8 protein-coding genes are annotated in these 18,632 nt (G+C 65.5%); 6 read left to right on the top strand and 2 right to left on the bottom strand.

Annotated features, from left to right (window positions below; all coding sequences use genetic code 11):
* The first annotated feature begins 113 nt into the window (after positions 1–113).
* The 6 genes from AOP75_RS01110 to AOP75_RS01085 all read left to right on the top strand — a co-directional run bounded on the left by AOP75_RS01110 (position 114) and on the right by AOP75_RS01085 (position 16,910).
* Positions 114–12,851: a DUF7927 domain-containing protein gene (locus AOP75_RS01110; protein ID WP_062076547.1), complete on the top strand. Its 12,738-nt coding sequence runs from the start codon at positions 114–116 to the stop codon at positions 12,849–12,851.
* A gap of 132 nt (positions 12,852–12,983) precedes the next feature.
* Positions 12,984–13,814, top strand: coding sequence for a patatin-like phospholipase family protein (locus AOP75_RS01105; RefSeq protein ID WP_062078264.1), 831 nt, complete (start codon positions 12,984–12,986; stop codon positions 13,812–13,814).
* Positions 13,811–14,923 (top strand): 1-acyl-sn-glycerol-3-phosphate acyltransferase, encoded by a 1,113-nt coding sequence (locus tag AOP75_RS01100; RefSeq protein ID WP_236683052.1) that lies wholly within the window; start codon positions 13,811–13,813, stop codon positions 14,921–14,923. The genes AOP75_RS01105 and AOP75_RS01100 overlap by 4 nt, the downstream gene beginning before the upstream one ends.
* A complete protein-coding gene (locus tag AOP75_RS01095; RefSeq protein ID WP_062076545.1) occupies positions 14,920–15,408 on the top strand; it encodes a methyltransferase family protein in 489 nt (162 codons plus the stop codon). Before AOP75_RS01100 ends, AOP75_RS01095 begins: the two co-directional genes overlap by 4 nt.
* A gap of 91 nt (positions 15,409–15,499) precedes the next feature.
* Positions 15,500–16,246, top strand: a complete 747-nt coding sequence (locus AOP75_RS01090) for an SDR family oxidoreductase (protein ID WP_062076544.1) — start codon at positions 15,500–15,502, stop codon at positions 16,244–16,246.
* 103 nt (positions 16,247–16,349) lie between these two features.
* On the top strand, positions 16,350–16,910 hold the full coding sequence (locus AOP75_RS01085; RefSeq protein ID WP_062076543.1) for a helix-turn-helix domain-containing protein: 561 nt from the start codon (positions 16,350–16,352) through the stop codon (positions 16,908–16,910).
* 48 nt (positions 16,911–16,958) lie between these two features.
* Here AOP75_RS01085 and AOP75_RS01080 read toward each other — a convergent pair whose 3' ends face one another.
* Together AOP75_RS01080 and AOP75_RS01075 are read right to left on the bottom strand one after the other, a co-directional pair.
* Positions 16,959–18,011, bottom strand: a complete 1,053-nt coding sequence (locus tag AOP75_RS01080; RefSeq protein WP_236683051.1) for a PQQ-dependent sugar dehydrogenase — start codon at positions 18,009–18,011, stop codon at positions 16,959–16,961.
* A 157-nt stretch (positions 18,012–18,168) separates the two neighbouring features.
* Positions 18,169–18,567 carry a VOC family protein gene (locus AOP75_RS01075; RefSeq protein WP_062076541.1) on the bottom strand — a complete coding sequence of 133 codons (399 nt, stop codon included), beginning with the start codon at positions 18,565–18,567 and terminating at the stop codon, positions 18,169–18,171.
* Positions 18,568–18,632: the final 65 nt, after the last annotated feature.

Below are 18,632 nucleotides of genomic sequence, written 5' to 3'. Positions count from 1 at the left end.
TTAGATGGCGAAAGAGATACCTGGTCGCACACGAGTCGTGGCCGGGCCAGGAGCAATGGCGCTCCCACCGTGATCCAACGGGTGCATGGCAGCGTCGGGGGAGGCAGTGGCGGATGCGTACGTTGCGGTCCACGGCACGGCGCTCGTCTGGTCGCGCCCGGAACTCTACGCACCCGCACGGCTCCGCAGGCCGTGTCGCGAGCGTCCTCGCCATTGCCCTGCTCGTGACCGCTGGAGCGGTGTCCGCGGCGGTGGTCGAGTCCGCGCCAGCCAGCGCCGCTCCGGGAACGCCGGGGCAAATGCAGCCGCCCGCCGTCGCATGGATCGAGGACTTCCAGAACATCCAGATCGCCCAGTCCGGCAGCTACGTCAACACGCTGCTGCCTGTCCCTGGGGATGGTACCCATCCTGGATATGTCGCGGACGACGGCCAAACGTATTCTCAGGACCCCGCGTTTGCCCTGGGCGCCAATTGCAATGGGCTCGTGGTCAAGGCCAACGGCAACGTCACCGTGTCCTCGAACAACGTCGCACTGCCCTCGGACGCCGTCGCTTCTGAATGCGGTTCCAACGCGCAGTGGACGGCGACTCTGTTCAAGTCGCTCAACCTCGGGCGCTGGTACAACGACAACTCGTATCCGTACGCAGGACAGACGCCCGGCTTGGGGGCGGACGCCAACAACTACTCCCTGTCTGTCGTGAACTCGCCCACGGCCGCCTCGGGAGTCGTGTTCGAAACGGCCGCCTCCATCCCCACCGTCGCCGGCCATACCTATATGGCCTCGATTGACTTGGCAACGATGACGTGCCAAACAAACAACGCAACATCGTTGCACCCGCAAATCACGCTCACCAGCGGAGCCGGCGCTACCGACATGTTCGCGTCGGTCCCTGACTCGTGCGCGACGTCCGGCATTGGCGTGCAGGCAGGCGATGGCAACTTCAACCGCATGACGCGGACAGCAACCTTCGTGGGCGAGAACTCGGTCGTGAGTGACGGAAGCCCTCTGCAGTACTCGCTGTCGCTGGTGGATGTGCCGAGCCTGCGCGGACATGCGGACAACGCTGTGGTGCTGGACGCGACGCCACAGTTGGACAAGGACTTCCTCGAGGGCACGCACGTTGTCGGACAGCAAACGCGAGTGACGTTCACCGTGACGAACACCCACATGCCGTTCGACGATGCGGTGCCGACGGGACCCAAGGTGGGGTGGTCGTTCGAGGATGCTCTGCCGCCTGGCCTCGAAGTCTCATCCACACCGGACGCCGCGACCACCTGTACCAACGGCACTATTTCCGGTACCGGTGGCACCATCTCCGGCTCCGGCGATCTGTCGGGCGACTCGCTTGTCAGTTGCACACTGTCGATCAACGTCACCGCCACGGTGGCGGGCACGTACACCAACGCCGCCTCCGACGTCACGACGGACGGACTGACCTTGCCGGCAGACGCGGACGTGCTCTACGTCAACCCCGGCCAGTGCCCCTCGAACGCGACGCTGTGGCAGGGCGACCCCACGCACCCGTATGAGATCAACCTGGTCACGGGAGACTCCTTTGACGAGGGGTCACTTCCAGACAACCTCACCGTGAACGCCGTGGGCTACAACGAGCTCGATGGCTACTACTACGGGACGGTGTCGAGTGCTGACTCCACCGGGACAGCGAACACCCTAGAGATTGCGGCGATCTCTCCGGACTATCAGAACGTGATCCGCTTGGGAGAAGTGGACTGGGCGGATTCCGGTTGGACGTCCGGCACCTTTGGGGGAACCTTTCCTAACGTCGGTGATGTCTCGCCCGATGGGATCTACTATGCGCGCGCTCCGCAAGGCCCTAACGCGTGGCGATGGATTGCAGTCGACGTTCGCCCAGGGTCGTCCACGTTCATGGAGGTCATCGACAACGGGCGGGCGGACACCAACAGCAACTGGAACATTGGCGCAGACTGGGCCTTTGTCCCGAGCGTTCCGGAATCGTTCGCGCCGGACGGCCGGCTTGAGGGGACGCTGTGGGCGATCGGTTGGAACACCAATAACTTCAGTGCTGCACTCGTGTCATATGACCCCTTGAGCGGCGCGTCGACGTCGACGATCGTGCAAGGACTTGGCCGTCTCATCGCTCCCAACGGGGTAGCCACGCAACGCGATCCCAACGCTGCTGGCTGGAACAACAACAGCAATACGTTCGGTGCGGTGTATGCGGACCTCGATGGCTACCTGTACGGCTCGACCAATGGCCTGGGGCACATCTGGCGCGTAAACGTCTCTGATCCATCAGACCTCAACTTCTTTGCCTACGGGCCCAGTTCAACGGCCAACGACGGAGCCCGCTGCCAGAGTGCTCCAGTGAGCGTCGACTTCGCTGACGCTCCCGACACGTACTCCACCCTCATTGGCAGCGGCGGGCCGTACCACGAGCTGATCTCCAACGACCTCGACCAGCCGCTGGTCATGATCGGCTCCTCCGTGTCGCGCGAGACCAACGGACAGCCATCCCCGCAGGCAGACGCCGACAACGATGACGCCTTCGCGGAGGCGCCGGTCATTGTCCACGGCGAGTCGGGCGCTTCCATTCAGGTCCCCGTGACGAATAACGGTGGCGAAAGCGCGACATTGGTGGGGTGGGTCGACTTCGACCAATCCGGCACGTTCGAGGACGACGAGCGGGCCTTTACAGACGCGGGCACCTCCTCGGGAACGGTGACCTTGTCCTTCCCCAATGCTCCCGACGTCGCATTCGGCAACACCTTTATGCGCTTGCGCCTTGCCTACGAGGACGAGGACCAGATGCCCACGGACACCTCGACCGTGGGCGCTGGCGTGCGCACTGGCGAGGTTGAGGACTGGGCGGCACGCGTTGTGCCCGAGCCGTCCCCGTGCCTGCCCGGCCCCGTGCTGATCGACGGCGACCCCGTGGATGCCTACCGTCTCAACCTCGTCACCGGAGAGTCTGCGCTGCTCGCGGAGGACATCGTCACCATCGATGCAGCCGGCTACAACACCAACAACGGCTACGTGTACGGAGTGAGCACCGGAGCGGACACCGGGCCGGCAGTGGTGCTCGCGACGGGGGACGGTGAGTACCTGGAGCTGGGGGAGGCCACCAACTCGACAGGGACCGCCGTGCCGCTTGACGGCTGGACGCTGGGCGACATGGACCAGGCGGACCACCTGTGGGTGGCGACGGGCGGCACCGACCCGGTGACCTGGGCGCGCATCAACACGACCTACGGCGATCCCACGTTCCTGTCGGTAGTGGCCGCGGGAACTGCGCCGTTGCCATCCGCCATCGAGTCTGTGGCGCTGGACTGGGCTTTCGACCCGGCCTCAGGGAACCTGTACACACTCGGGTTCACGACCGGGGGCACGTGGGCGTTGGTGGAGTTCGATACGGACACTGAGGCGTTCGAGACAGTGCAACTCCTCGGATTGTTGACCGCGCCAGATGGAACCTCGATCACGGGGGGCAGCGCCACCCCGCAGATCGGCGGTGTCGCGGTCGACGGCAATGGATTCCTGTACGCGACCAGCAACGACACCGGGCAGATTTGGCGTGTTGCACTCGCTGGTGGCGCAACAGACTTCTATTCCTACGGACCTGCGCCCCAGGCCATCGATGCTGTGGGCTGCCCAGAGGCGGTCATTCCCGTCGATTTTGGTGACGCCCCCAACTCCTTTGGCACCACCCTTGGCGTCGATGGAGCGCGCCACAGTTTGATCCACCCTGATGGCACCGATGCCCCGGAGGTCTACCTCGGCGCCCCCGGAACAGTAGACGACGAGTTTGACGGTCAGCCAGGCGCGGGCGCGCGCGGGGACGACACCACAGGCGGGGCCGACGAGGAAGGCCTTGCGCCGGGCACCACATTCGACATGGACGCTCCCGTGTCGCTCGCCGTCGCCGTCACCAACAACTCTGACACCGCCGCCACGGTCGCAGGGTGGGTGGACCTCAATGGTGACGGCACGTTCACCGTAGACGAGCGAGCCACCGCAGCGGTCCCGGCGAACGCCGGCGAGACCACTGCGAATCTCACGTTCGATGAGGCAACGACGTTTGATGCATCGGTGTATGTCCGTTTGCGCATCGTTCCGGGTGCATGGGACGACCCCACGCCAGACGGACCCGCTGCGGACGGGGAAATCGAAGACCACCGCATTCTCGCTGTGCCGCCCTTCCCCCTCGAGTGCACGCCAGACGGCATCATGACCACCGGCGCCGGCCCCGTTGACGTTGTGACTGTCACCCTTGTCACCGGGGAGCAATCGGAGCTCCTCGCGGACGCTTATCCCGATGAGGTCGACGCGCTCGGCTACAACCCGCTCGACAACTATCTCTACGGGGCGACGGTGACTGGCGATGATGCCACGGAGATTGTGCGCGTGGGTGCAGACGGCACCATCCAAGTGCTGGGCATCCCGATGGAGGCCGGCACAGCTGTGCCGCTCAGCGGCGCGTGGACTGCGGGTGACATCGATGCGGCTGGACAGTTGTGGCTCGCCCGCGGGGACAGCGACCCCGTTGAGTGGGCGCGCGTTGACCTCGACCCAAGCTCCGCCACCTTCCTCGACGTGGTCGCCAGCGGCACTGCCGACCTCGACGGCGCAGAAGGCCTCGGCGACTGGGCAGTGGTGCCCGATGGGGCGGCCGACCCCGTCCTGTACTCACTTGGGTCCACGCCGAGTGCCACCGACGAGTGGACTGTCGTCGCGTTCGACACTGCGGCCGGCACCTTCGCCACGGTCGCAGATGTGGGGGTTCTTGAGGCTCCTGACGGTACGGCCGTCAGTGGAGGCGAATTCCCGGCGGTATTCACTGACCAGGACGGTTACTTCTACGCGCATCATGACGCCTCCGGTCTCCTGTGGCGGCTGTCAGTGACGGGGGATGCCGACTTCTTCGCGTATGGCGCGTCTACCGAGGCGCTCGACGGCGCGCGCTGTCCAACGGCGGCGATGCCGATGGATTTTGGTGACTTGCCGGACGAGTACTTCACCACGCTGAACGCGGACGGTGCGCGTCACGCTCTGCTCGACTTCGATGCCGACGCCGGGGAGGCTCCACTGATGCTCGGCTTCCCAGGTGGTCTCGATGCGGAGTTCGATGGCGCACCCAGCGGTGGCGCTGACGGTGACGACGTGGCCAATGTGGACGACGAAGACGCCGTTCAGGGTTCGATCGTTGTCGACACCACGACGTTCCCGGTGGTCCCGGTCGCGGTGACCAACAACACTGACGAAGCCGCGACCTTGGTGGGCTTCATTGATTTCGACGGCAACGACGTTCTTGATGTGAACACGGAGCAACAGTCACTCACCATTCCTGCCAACACCACTGGAATCTTTGACCTCGTTTTCCCGATTCAGCTCAATGCGCTGAACACATATGGCCGCATTCGACTGCTGCCGGGCGTGGTGGACACAGAAGATTTGTCACCCTACGGCGCCGTCATTGGTGGAGAAGTCGAGGACTTCCCGGTGCTGACCGCCGCGCCGGAAATCGCGATCGCCAAGGAGATCGTTGGCGATCCGGCGGCGGTGTTTGCAGGTGAGGTCGTGACGTATGAAGTCACGCTGACCAATCCGAGCGGCATCGACTACACGACGGGCGCACCCGCACGGTTCATTGACGACCTTACTGATGTGCTCGACGACGCGACGTGGGTGGGCAACGTTGCGGTGACCCCGACCATCCCTGCAGACGTGGGGAGTTGGACGTTCAATGCAGTGAGCGAACGGCTCGTCTGGCAAGGACCTCTCGCCGCGGGGGAGAGCGTCACGATCACCTACGACGTGATGGTCGACACGCCTCCAGTGGATGACGGCGACGAGGCAACCGTGAGCGACGTGCTCACGAACTCGGTGACGGGGCCGACGGAGTCCAACTGTCCCGCGCTCGCTGACCCTCAGGGCCAGGAGTGCTTCACGACCGTTCCCGTCGAAGGCCTCATTGTTGACAAGTCGGTCACTCCAGAGGGCATTGTCGCCGTGGGTGACACCGTGGAGTTCACCATCACCGCGGAAAACTTTGGCGCGACCACGATTGACCCCGTGGTGGTCACCGATGACTTGGCGGAGATGGTCGATGACGGCACGTATCAGGGGGACGCGGCGGCTGTGCTCAACGGCGCGCCCGCGCCCGACCCGACAGTGACCGGCGACATCCTCGAGTGGTCTGGCGCGATGGCCCCAGACGACGTGCTCGTCCTGACGTTCTCCTTCATCGTCGATGAGCCCGACGCCGGTTCGAACGGCGACATGTCAAACGTGGCTCTCGTGCCCGGATCCAACTGCGTCGAGGACCCGGATACAGGAGAGTTCCCCGCGGAATGCACGACCGAGACCCTCGTGGGCGCTCTGTCGGTCAGTAAGTCCGTCTCGCCTGTCGATGAGGTCCATGCCGGAGACGACCTGACTTATACAGTGACGGTCGAGAACACAGGTGGCGCACCTCTTGCACCCCCGGACTACGCGTACTTCGATGACGACCTGACGGACGTCCTTCTGGAGGCGACGCTGGCCTCCGGTCCGACCGCGACGCTCGTGGCCGGTACGGGAGACGCCGGCACCGCGAACCTCAACGGCAACGTTCTTCATTGGGAATCGCCGCTGCTCAACCCGGGTGCCGTCGTCGAAGTCGAGTACACGGTTAGCGTTGACCAGGTCCTCGACCCGGCGAATGACCACGTCCTGACGAACGCGGTCACGTCTACTCCAGGGTCCACCTGTGGTGCCGACTCCGGCGACCGCAGCGAGTGTTCGACCGAGGTGCCGATCCGTGCACTGGAGATTGCCAAGTCAGTCGCCCCGGAGAGCGTTGACGCTGGTGGCCAAGTGACCTACACCGTCGAGATCACCAACACGGGCGCTGTCGACTACGACGACGCGTCGGAGTTGGCGAGTTTTGATGACGACCTGTCGGCGGTTCTTGACGACGCTGAGTGGGACGACAACGTCACCATCGTTCCCCCTCCGGGCACGGGCCCAGGCGCCACGGACTTCGACGAAGCGTCGGAGTTGTTGAGTTGGGAAGGACCTCTAGGAGCGGGCGAGACGACGGTCGTGACGTACACGGTGACCGTCGGTGATCCGCCTTTGGGCGACCACGAGTTGGGAAACCTCATCGTGGGGCCCGAGGGCTCGACCTGTGAGCCAGATTCCACGAACCCAGACTGTTCCACCACCACCCCGGTACGCGCCGTCGACATCGTGAAGACGTCGCCTAATGAGTTCGCAGTGGCAGGCGGCCTCATCACCTACCAGGTGGTGATCACCAACACCGGCGACGTGGACTACACGGCTGACGACCCGCTGGTGATCACGGACACCGTCAGTGCGGTGCTCGACGACGCCGTGTGGCTCGGAGCGGTGGCGACGCCGTTGTCCGCGCCGCAGCCCACGTTCAACCAGCCGATCCTGACGTGGGAGGGCCCGCTTGCTGCCGGCGACGCGGTCACCGTGACCTATACCGTGCGGGCGTCGGACCCGCCGCCAGCAGGCGCTGACGGGCTAGCCGAGAACACGGTCGTCGGCCCTCCCGAGTCGAACTGTGACGCCAATCAGGACCCGGTCGATCCCGACTGTGCCGTGACCGTGCCCATTCGCTCCATGACCATCAACAAGCAGGCGGAACCCACCGATTTTGTCGACGCCGGCGATCAAGTGGTGTTCACGGTCACCGTGCAAAACAGTGGGCAAGTCGCCTATGGGGCTGACGGAGTGCCGTTGGCTCACATCGACGATGACCTCAGTGAAGTGTTGGACGATGCCACGTGGGACGCAAACTTCGGAATCTCCGAAACGTCCTCCGTCGACGGGAACACACCCGAAGACGCGGTCTTCGACGGCACCTCTACGTTGACGTGGGATGGGACCCTCGACGTCGGTGAGACGGTCACGATCCAGTATGCGGTGATCGTCGATCAGCCGGACGGGACCGGCAATGGGCAACTCGACAATGCCGTTGTGGGCCCTCCGGAAGCGAACTGCTCGCAAGACGACGACCCGCTGTCCACCGAATGCACCACCAACGTCGCCGTCCGCGCTCTCGACATCACGAAGACTGCGGATGTGGATGTCGCTCAACCCGGTGGCACCGTGACCTACACCATTGCGATCGAGAACACCGGCGACACCGTGTACCTGGACGCGAGCGTGACAGACGACCTCACGGACGTGCTCACACACGCCCAATGGGCGGGGTTCATCACGCCCCCCACGCCGCCAGAAGCGGCATTCGACGCGGACACCGCCACCGTCGCCTGGACCGGCGATGTGCCAGTGGGAGAGGTAGTCGAGATTCAATTCCAGGTCGAACTCGACGACCCGGTCGCCGAAGGCGCCGAGTTGGTCAACACGGTTGTGGGTCCGCCTGGGTCAACCTGTGAGGACGACGGCGACCCCGACACCCCTGCCGGTCCCGGCTGCACCGTGACCGTCCCGGTGAGCCAGCTCGACATCGAGAAGGCGGCGTCGGAGAGTGTGGTGTCTCCTGGGGAAGACGTGACGTACACCATTGCCATCAGCAACACGGGCTCGGCCGCCCTCACTGATGTCACGGTCGAGGATGACCTCAACGGTGTGTTGAACCACGCCGAGTGGGTGGGTTTCGTGGACCCAGTGGATCCGGGCGCCACCTTTGAGGCCTCGACCGAGACCATCGCGTGGACGGGTGACCTCGCGGTCGGCGGCTCGGTGTCGATCGTCTACACCGTCAACGTCGATGACGAGGTCTCGCAGGGCGCCCAGCTGGTCAACGCGGTGACGGGGCCCGAGGGGTCATCGTGTGAAGACCCCTCCGCGCCGGGGTGCACCACCACAACCGACGTGCGACAGTTCGACATCGTGAAGACGGCCTCGCCCGACGGTGCAGTGGTGCCGGGCGCGACGGTGACGTACTCCGTCACTGTGACCAATACCGGTTCGCATGCCTATGCGGATCCAGACTTTGCCACCGTGACTGATGATCTGAGCGACGTCCTGCTCGTCGCCGATGGTCCGGACGGGATTGAGGTGGCCAGCAATCAAGCCGACCACCCCGAGACAGAAGTGGCCTTTGACGACGCGACCGGTGAGCTCACGTGGACTGGTCCGCTCGCCGTGGACGAAGTCATCACGATTACCTACGACGTGACCGTGGATGATCCCCTACCCGCGGGCGTGGATTCACAGATGGACAACCTCGTCGTGGGGCCACCGGAGTCGAACTGCGAAACCGACTCAGAGGATGGCGACTGCGGCACCACTACCGGCGTCAAAGCACTGGGCATCACCAAGACCTCGAGTGCAAGCGGCCCTGTGGGGCCCGGGGATGACGTGACCTATACGGTGACGATCGACAGCACGGGATCCGGCGACTACACGGAGGACGAGCCCGCCGTCATTGTTGACGACTTGTCGGATGTGTTGGATGACGCCTCCAACCTCGTCCTCGACTCCACCGTTCCTGACGTGGGGACAACCACGGCGGACGAGGCCGGGGAGACGCTGACATGGGAGGGCCCGCTCGCAGCCGGCACGCAGGTGATCATCACCTACACCGTGACGATCGACGATCCGCATGTGGGCGGGAACGGCGCCGTCGGCAACGCGGTGACGGGTCCGCCAGAGTCCTCGTGCGACGAGGCTGACCCCGCCGCCGAGTGCTCGACCACCGACCCTGTGCGCTCGCTCGACGTCACGAAAACCTCTGATGCTGGCGGCGCGGTGATTCCCGGGCAGGAAATCGAGTACACCATCACGGTGACGAACACGGGCAGTTACACCTACACCGCGAGCGACCCCGCTCGGGTCACGGATGACCTGTCGAACGTCGAGGACGACGCTGATCTGACGAGCGGCCCCACCGTGGTCGACCTCAACGATGAGACCCCAACGGTGACGTTGACCTACACCGAACCCTCGCTGCTGTGGGAAGGCGAGTTGGCGCCGGGAGAGATCGTTGAGATTCACTACACGGTGACGGTCCTTGATCCGGCCGATGCCCCCGACGGTGCCGATGGCGTGCTCACCAATGCGGTCGTCAACCCTGACGGCCAGGGTCCGTGTGACACGGGCGAGGAGGAGGGCTGCACGACGACGGCGCAGGTGCGGGCGCTCGCGGTAAGTAAGATCACGACCGATGACGGCCCGTTCGTGGACGGCGACACCATTGAGTACGTCATCACCGTGACGAATACCGGCGCCTTTGAGTACACGGTGGGCGATCCCGCACGGGTGAGCGATGACTTGAGCGACGTTCTCCAGGGCGCCACGTGGGATGACGCCATCACCATCGTTGACGGCAACACCGCCACGGCCTCCGGCCCTGGAAGTTTCGTTGCCCCGACCCTTACCTGGACGGGCGCTTTGGCGTCAGGCGAGAGCGTGGAGATTCGCTACACCGTGACAGTCGACGATCCCGCCACCGGTGCAGGCGACGGAGTGCTCGTCAATGCGGTGACAGGACCGCCTGAGTCGACGTGCGCGGAGCCCGGCGCTGGCGAGGAGCTACCCAGCGAGTGCACCACGACCTCGACGGTGCGCGGGCTGACCATCGTGAAGACGGTCAACGACGCGGCGGACATCGCCGCCACTGGCACCGTGGAGTACACGGTGACGGTGACCAACACGGGTGGTGGCGCCTACACGGATGACGATCCAGTAGTGATCGTCGATGACGTGAGCCAAGTGGATGATGACGCCTCGTTCCTGGACGCGACGACCAGCCCTGTGCAGGACCCCGCCAACCCGCCCATCTATGACGGGTCGACGGAGGGCTCAGAGACCATTACGTGGACCGGGCCACTGGCCGGCGGCGAGTCAATCGAGCTCGTGTACGCTTTCTCGATTGACGATCCGTCGCTTGGGGATGGAGATCTCTTCAACGCGGTCACAGGCCCTGAGGAGTCCAACTGCTACCCGGACGAGCAAGCAGATCCCGAGAACTGCCAGGTGCTGTCGCCTGACAAAACTGTCGAGCTCACCAAGCGTGCCCTCCAAGAGGAGGTGGTGCCAGGCGAGCTGTTGACGTACGAGATCACCGTCACCAATCCCGGGTTCATTCCTTACGGTGCTGAAGACCCGGCCTACGTCTGGGATGACATCTCTGATGTGTTGGACAACGCCACGTGGATCGATGAGCTGGCTGCTGATTCCGAGGGTCCAGGCGTCACGCTCGCCTTCGATGATGGGGAAGAGGTCATCACGTGGACGGGCCCGCTTGCCGCGGGAGAAACCGTGACCATCACGTACACCGTGCAGATGGACGACCCCGTCGCGGAGGGAGCCACGCTCGTCAACACTGTGGCCGGCGCGCCCGAGTCCAACTGCTTCGCAGGCAACCCACCCCAAGGAGATGCGCTCGCCGGGCTCCCCGAGGAATGCACCGTGACCGTGCCGGTGCGCCAGTTGGCGATTGAGAAGGCGTCCGATGTCGATGACTGGATTGGCCCCTACCAAACCGTCACGTATGAGGTCGCGGTGCGCAATACCGGCAGCGTGGATTACGAAGGTAGCGACCCGGTGATCGTCACGGACGACCTGTCCGGCGTGCTTGACGACGCGACATATCTGGACGATGCCGTCAGCTCCACGGGCGAAGGGTCATTCCAACTCTCTGGCACCGACCTGACGTGGACGGGGCCTCTCGTGGCCGGGGAGGAGGTCCTGCTCACGTATTCGGTGCGCGTCAACGACCCGCCGACCGGTGATGGCGAACTGGACAACGTGGTTGAAGGCCCGCCAGAGTCCACCTGCGAGGGCAACGGCTGCGTGGTGACAATTCCGGTGCGGTCGCTGGACATTGTGAAGACCTCGGATGCCGCCGCGTCAGTCGTGGCCGGGGAGCAGGTCGAGTACACGGTTGTGGTCGCCAACACGGGCACGTTCGAGTACACGCTTGATGACCCCGCGACTATCACCGATGATCTGTCCGGTGTCCTCGACGACGCCATGTACTTGGAGGACGCTGAGGCAACCGGCGGGACCGTGACGGTATCTGTGCCGGGGGAGACTCTGAGGTGGACTGGCGCGCTGGCCCCGGGCGAGTCGGTGACGATCACCTATTCGGTCCAGGTGGACGCGCCGCCCATGGGTGACGGCGTTCTCGACAACACCGTGACCGGACCGCCGGAATCCGTGTGCGCGGTGGATCCCTCGATGAGCGCACCACGGACGTCGCGCTTCTACCTGCCAACCGTGCTCGCCGTGTTCAACCCGGACTGCTCGACGCAGAACCCGATCGACCTCCCCGCCCTTGACATCAACAAGCGTGCAGATGCTCCGGCAGGCGGCGTACAGATCGGTGACACCGTCACGTTCACTGTCACGGCCACGAACACCGGCGACGCGCCGTACACGGATGCCCTTGCCGCGGTCGTCGTTGATGACCTCACGGATGTCCTCGACGACGCGAACTTCAACAACGACGCGGCGGCCGAGCCCAGCGTCGGCACGGTGACCATGACTGATCCCTACCTGCGTTGGGAAGGGCCGCTAGAGGTGGGTGAGACCGTGACGCTGACCTATTCGGTGACCGTCACGGCAGCCGGCGACCAAAGCATCGTGAACGTCGCCTTCCAGCCCGCCAACCCCGCTTGCGAGGGCAATGACTGTATTCCGACGCCGCCGGGTGGTGGCTCGGGCAGCTCCAGCGGGTGGTGCGTTGATGGGGTGACCAGTGACGGCCTGCCATGTGACAGCACGTCCACGCCATTGGCCCCGTCATCGCCGCCGGCGCCGGCACTGCCCGTGACGGGAGGCTCACTCTCGCCGGCGACGGTGGGGCTCGCGGGGTTGCTCGTGGCCCTCGGTGCGGCCCTCGTCCTCGGCGCCGCGTGGCGTCGCCGGCGCGACCGGGAGGTGTCGTAGCGCTCGTGACGTCCGGCGTGCGATTGGCCCGGTCGCCCCTGCGAGAGCGTGCCTTGGGTGACGCACGGCTCGCGCGGAGCGGTCTTTGGCGGCGCCTGCGCGGGCATCACGTCTCGTGACAGTATCAGTGGCATGACAGTCGGTTTTGTTCTGGGAGGCGGCGGGGTGCGAGGCGCCGTCGAGGTGGGCATGCTGCGTGCGCTGTTCGAGGCCGGCATTACGCCTGATGTGGTGGTGGGCACGTCAATCGGCGCCATCAACGGTGCGGCCGTGGCGCACAAGCCGTCATTGGACGTCGTGAAGTCGCTGGAGGCGGCGTGGAGTTCGCCGACGGCCTCCACGATTTACGGAGAGCCGTTCACCAAGCAGTTGAGCCGCCTGGCCCGCTCGCGCACGCACCTGAACTCGTCAGTGCCGCTCAAGAAACTCATCGAGGCGGTGCTGGATGACGTGCGCACGTTCGAGGAACTCACGATCCCTTTCGCCGTGTGCGCGGCGTCCATCGAGCGCAATGCGGAAACCTGGTTCGACTCGGGACCGCTCATTGACGCGGTGATCGCGAGCGCCTCCGTTCCCGCCGCGCTGCCGCCTACTCTCATCAACGGAGAGCACTATGTCGATGGCGGCGTGGTGAATTCGATTCCGTTGGCTGAGGCGATTCGGCGTGGCGCGGACATGGTCTATGTATTGCAGGTGGGCCGGATCGACGAGCCGCTGACGGTCCCAGCTAACCCAGCGGACGTCGCCAAAGTGACCTTCGAGATTTCCCGCAGGCACCGGTTTGTCCGCGAACTGGCCGAGGTGCCCGCCGGCGTCACGGTCCACGTATTGCCCTACGGAGGGCCTCAACCGGGCGACCGCAAACTCGGAGCCTTCAAGAATCTGGAGCTGACAAAGGACAGGATCACCGCCGCGTATGAGGCGAGTGCGGCGTACCTCAGCGAGGCGGGCGTGGGCGCATGAGCGAGGCATCGCGCGCGCGCCGGCGCATGTCGTGGAGGCTGCCCCCGGTGTGGGTACGCCGCTGCGTCATTGCGCCCGGGATCGTGTTGCTCGCGCTGCTGTGGACGCCTACGGCGGTGTGGCTGGCGCTCATCGTTGCGGGAGCGGTGGCGTGGGCGCTCCCTGGCCGCGTACGGATCTTGCGCGTGCTGTTCATGGCCGGCCTCTACTTGATGTGGGATGCACTGGCGCTGGTGTGGATGTTCTTCCTATGGGTGGGCTCGGGATTTGGCTGGAAGGTGCGCAGCGATCGATTCCAGCGCAAGCACTACAGACTTGCCGGAGTGATGCTCAAGTCGTTGTTCCGAGCGGCGCGCCGGATCCTGCGCCTGACCATCACCTTCCAGGACGCGGATCTGGATGCGCTGGCGCCAGGACGTCCCGTCATCGTGGTGTCACGCCACGCTGGTCCGGGCGACTCCTTCATCATCGTGGAGGCCCTCATCAATCGCTTGCGGCGCGAGCCCGCGATCGTTCTCAAGGACACATTGCAATGGGACCCCGCCGTCGATGTTCTGCTCAACAGGGTCCCGACGCGGTTTGTGGCACCCTACGGTCGCCGCAAGAAGGGCGCACCGAGCGGCACGTCGTCGATCGCTTCCCTCGCCGCTGGACTCAAGGGTGACGACGCGCTGCTGATCTTTCCCGAGGGGGCCAACGCCACCCCCAAGCGCCGAGCCAAGCGCATTGCGCAGCTGAGACAGGCGGGCCATGACGAGCTCGCGGCGCGTGCCGAGGCCATGCCGCATGTGATGCCGCCGCACGCCGGGGGAGTGCTCGCGGCGATGGAGGCCTGTCCTGAGGCAACGGTGGTGATGGTCGCGCATACCGGCCTCGAGCGGCTCAGCACCGTGCGTGATGTGTGGCGCGAGCTGCCCGTCGACAAGGAGATCGTGTTGCGCGGGTGGGCGACGGAACCCGGTGACATCCCCGCCGACCGCGACGCCCGCCTGGAGTGGCTGTACTCGTGGTGGGAGCGCATCGACGCATGGATTGACGACAACCAGCCGGAAACATCTCCTGAGGCTGTCGCGGCGGCCAAGCGGGAAGCCCGCGAGGAGGTCTCATGAGTCGCCTCGCACGAGTGATCAACGAGGGCCGCTGGGTGATGGTCGCTGTGCAGGGGCTTGCATTCCTCGCGGTCGCGGTGACGGCGGTGGCGCCTGTAGGCCCGCAACTGTGGTCATCGCTGGGGCTCGCGCTCGCGATGATCGTTGCTGGCGCCGTGGGTGTGGTGTGGACGGGTCGCTCCCTGGGCGGGTCATTGACGCCGTCACCGGTCCCCAACGGCGTGGGTCTGGTGGCGCGGGGACTCTACCGATGGGTCCGCCACCCCATGTACACGGCGCTCATCCTCATGTGCGCCGGGGTGGCCGTGAGCGCAGGGCGCGTGCTGTGTTGGGCGAGCGTGTTTGCGCTCGTCGTGTTCTTTGAGGTCAAGACGCGAGTCGAAGAGCGCTACCTGGTACGCGCGTATGAGGGATACGACGCGTACGCAGCACGCACCGGAAAGTTCCTTCCGGGCCTGGGACGGCGTCGGCCGCGCACACAGTAGAGCGCCGCCGCAAATGTGGCAGTGGGCCGATGCCCCGGTCAGTGTGTGCGCACGCTCCTGAAGAGTGACGTGGGGACACTAGGCTCGGACCATGACGACACCTCAATTGCATGCCGTGGTGACAGGAGCCTCGTCTGGGATCGGTGCCGCAACCGTGAAGCGGCTGATCGCCGCCGGGTGGCGGGTGACAGCAGTGGCGCGTCGCGCCGAGCGCCTCGAGGCGCTCGCTGCTCAGACCGGCTGTGACGTGGTGGTCGCGGACATCACGAGCGACGCGGACGTCGATGAGCTTGCTCACTCCGTGGAGCAGCCAGTGCATGCGCTCGTCAATAACGCTGGAGGGGCCGTGGGCTGGGAGCTCATCGCTGACGCGCCCCTCGAGGCCTGGACCCAGCAGTACGCACTCAACGTGGTCGGAACTGTCCGCGTCACGCAGGCGCTCCTGCCCGCGCTGTGCGACTCGGGTCGCGGCGACGTCGTCAACGTGACCTCGACCGCGGGCCACGAGCCTTATGAGTATGGCGGGGGCTATGTTGCGGCCAAGCACGCCGAGGCGGCCATGACACGCACGCTGCGCCTGGAACTCACCGGTACGGGTGTGCGGGTGATCGAGATCGCGCCAGGCATGGTGCACACCGAGGAGTTCTCGCTCAATCGCTTCGCTGGTGACGGTGAGCGTGCCGATCAGGTCTATGCGGGCATTGAGCCACTCATGGCAGATGACGTCGCCGACACCATCGAGTACGCCCTCACCCGCCCTCACCACGTGAACATCGACCTGCTGGTCGTGCGCCCGCGCGAGCAAGGCGGCGCCACCAAGACTGTGCGTCGCGACTAGGTTTCGGGTCGAAACGATTCAGCCGTCTCGTCCCGTTTGTCGGGCTTGGCGCCATTGTCGCGTGTCCACGACCTACCTGGTCCTTCGCGGGTAGCATGGCCCAATGGCCAGCGACCGCGCACGACTCCTCCTCCACCCCGTCCGCATGCAGGTGGTGATCGCATTGGGCGCTGAGGACCTCACCGCGCGTGATCTGCAAAACATTCTTCCTGACGTCCCGCAGGCCTCTCTCTATCGCGCTCTCAAGCAGCTGGAACAGGGCGGCGCGATCGAGATCGTGAAGGAGGAGCGCAAGGGCGGTGCGATGGAGCGCACCTACCGGGCATTGCCTGACCAGGCGCTCTTGACGCCAGAGGAGTTCACCTCGGGCTCGGTGTCCGAGTTCCTCGCGGCTGTGCAGACCTTCTCCGACCTGATCGTCACGACCGCTGCGCACACGGTCGCAGCCACAGGGGACAAGTGGAAGGACGAGCGCTACTCGATGCGCCACGACTCCGTCTGGCTTACCGCTGAGGAGCGCGCGGAACTGTCCGAGGACTTGCGCGCCGTCTACGCAAAGTACACCGCGCTCAACAAGCGCGATGGCACCGCTCCCCACGCGCTCATGGTGGCTGCACTTCCGGAAAAGCGCGTGTGCAGGGGAGACGACGCGGCAGGCGGCTGACGCCGCTGCCTCAGGGGGCTTCCGCGTCCTACGGGACCTATCGGTGGCCTACTGCGTCAACTCCACACGGAGCAGGCGGTCGTCGCCGTCGTTCGGATCGCCGCGACCGTCGGTGTTGTTCGTGAGCACCAGCAGTTCCCCGCGAGCGCTATGAGACACGTCCCGCACCCGGCCCACGCCGTCCAGGAGAGTCTGTGGCTCCGCGAAGCCGCTCGCAGCGGAACCGTCGAGTGGGACCCAGAACACTGCCTCGCCACGCAGCGCGGCCACGAACACGCCTGCGGCGCTGGCGGCGATGCCGCTGGGCGACGCCGTCGACGTGGGACTCCACTGCGCGACCGGATACGTGAATCCCGAGACTGTGGCGCCCAACTCGGTTCCCTCCGGAGCGCCGACGAGCCCCTCGACGTGGGGCCACCCGTAGTTTGCGCCAGGAACGATGACGTTGAGCTCGTCGGCGTCAGACTGCCCAAACTCGGAGGCGACCATGGTCCCGTCAGGAAGCCATGCGAGTCCCTGAACATTGCGATGCCCCATGGACCACACCAGCGTCCCCCACGGGTTGTCCGGCGCCGGCGCCCCGTCTGCGTCCGTGCCGTCCGCCTGGAGCCGCAGAACTTTCCCCGCGAGCGAGGAAGGATCCTGCGCGAGTTCGGGTTGGCCGGCGTCTCCCGTCGCCACATAAAGGTAGCCGTCGGGCCCAAAGGCGATACGTCCGCCGTCATGGTTCGCAGCCTTCGGGATGCCGGTCAGCACGTCTACAGGTGCGCCGAGGGCGTCGTCTTCCAGCGCCATTCTCACCACAGCGTTGCCGTCCGCACGGGTCACATAGGCGTAGAGAACGCGGGGATCGGAGGGCAGGAGGGCGAGCCCAAGGAGCCCCGCCTCGCCCGCGGCCTCCACGGTGGCAGCCAGGGCATCCGCGCCCGGACCCGCGAGCGTGGTGACTTCCCCGGCTTCGACACGGGCGATCTCGCCTGTGTCCCTCAGCGACACCCATACGGTGCCGTCGGGCGCCACCTCCGCGTCCCACGGGGCGGGCAGCCCCGTGGCAGCGTCGGTCACTCCCGCGACGTCAAGCTCGGTGATGGGGGTGCTCACAGACGGTGGCGCTATCGAAGGCGCGGCTGTGGCACCTCCTGCGGAGACTGCGGGCACCGGTGAGCCGCCGGTGGTGGCGGCCGGCGCCTCGGAGGGCGTCCCCGCGCAGGCACTGAGGGTGGCGGCGCCCACGCCCATGAAGGCAATCACATGGCGTTTAGCCCTCGTCATCGGACTCCAGGATGCTGAGCCAGTTGCCGGCGGGGTCCTTGAACCACGCCGTGTTCGGTGTGAGGCCTGACGGATCGCGCGCCACGCCGTCGTCATCGCACCATTCGAGGCGCTCAAGTGCGACGCCACGCTCGGTCAGCCACCGCGCTGTTGCGGTGGCGTCGTCGACCGGGAACATCAGCACGGTGTGGGTGGCCGGAGCGTGGTCTTCCTTCTCGTAGATCAACGCGGTCGCGCCGTGGGTGAACCGCACGCGCACCATCGCGCCCATGCCTTCGCCGTCCATCGCTGTGACGTCGAGGCCTAAGACCTCGCCGTAAAACTTCGCTGCCGTGGCGGCCGAGTCGGTCGAGAAACTACTGAATGCGGGGCTGTTGTGGAGCATGGTGTTCTCCTTTCCCGTCCAGTGTCACGCCGGAGCACGTCGGCCGCGAGTGGAAGCGGCGGGAA

It is taken from the genome of Demequina globuliformis (assembly GCF_000975155.1).
In the GTDB taxonomy this organism is placed as follows: Bacteria; Actinomycetota; Actinomycetes; order Actinomycetales; family Demequinaceae; genus Demequina; species Demequina globuliformis.
The sequence above is the reverse complement of the archived record's forward strand: the minus strand, read 5'-3'. Positions and strand labels throughout refer to the sequence as shown.

Excerpts from the sequence above, each read along its gene's own strand:
- AOP75_RS01110 (WP_062076547.1), top strand. The coding sequence starts at position 114 with ATGCGTACGTTGCGGTCCACGGCACGGCGCTCGTCTGGTCGCGCCCGG.
- AOP75_RS01105 (WP_062078264.1), top strand. The coding sequence starts at position 12,984 with ATGACAGTCGGTTTTGTTCTGGGAGGCGGCGGGGTGCGAGGCGCCGTC.
- AOP75_RS01100 (WP_236683052.1), top strand. The coding sequence starts at position 13,811 with ATGAGCGAGGCATCGCGCGCGCGCCGGCGCATGTCGTGGAGGCTGCCC.
- AOP75_RS01095 (WP_062076545.1), top strand. The coding sequence starts at position 14,920 with ATGAGTCGCCTCGCACGAGTGATCAACGAGGGCCGCTGGGTGATGGTC.
- AOP75_RS01090 (WP_062076544.1), top strand. The coding sequence starts at position 15,500 with ATGACGACACCTCAATTGCATGCCGTGGTGACAGGAGCCTCGTCTGGG.
- AOP75_RS01085 (WP_062076543.1), top strand. The coding sequence starts at position 16,350 with ATGGCCAGCGACCGCGCACGACTCCTCCTCCACCCCGTCCGCATGCAG.
- AOP75_RS01075 (WP_062076541.1), bottom strand. The coding sequence starts at position 18,567 with ATGCTCCACAACAGCCCCGCATTCAGTAGTTTCTCGACCGACTCGGCC.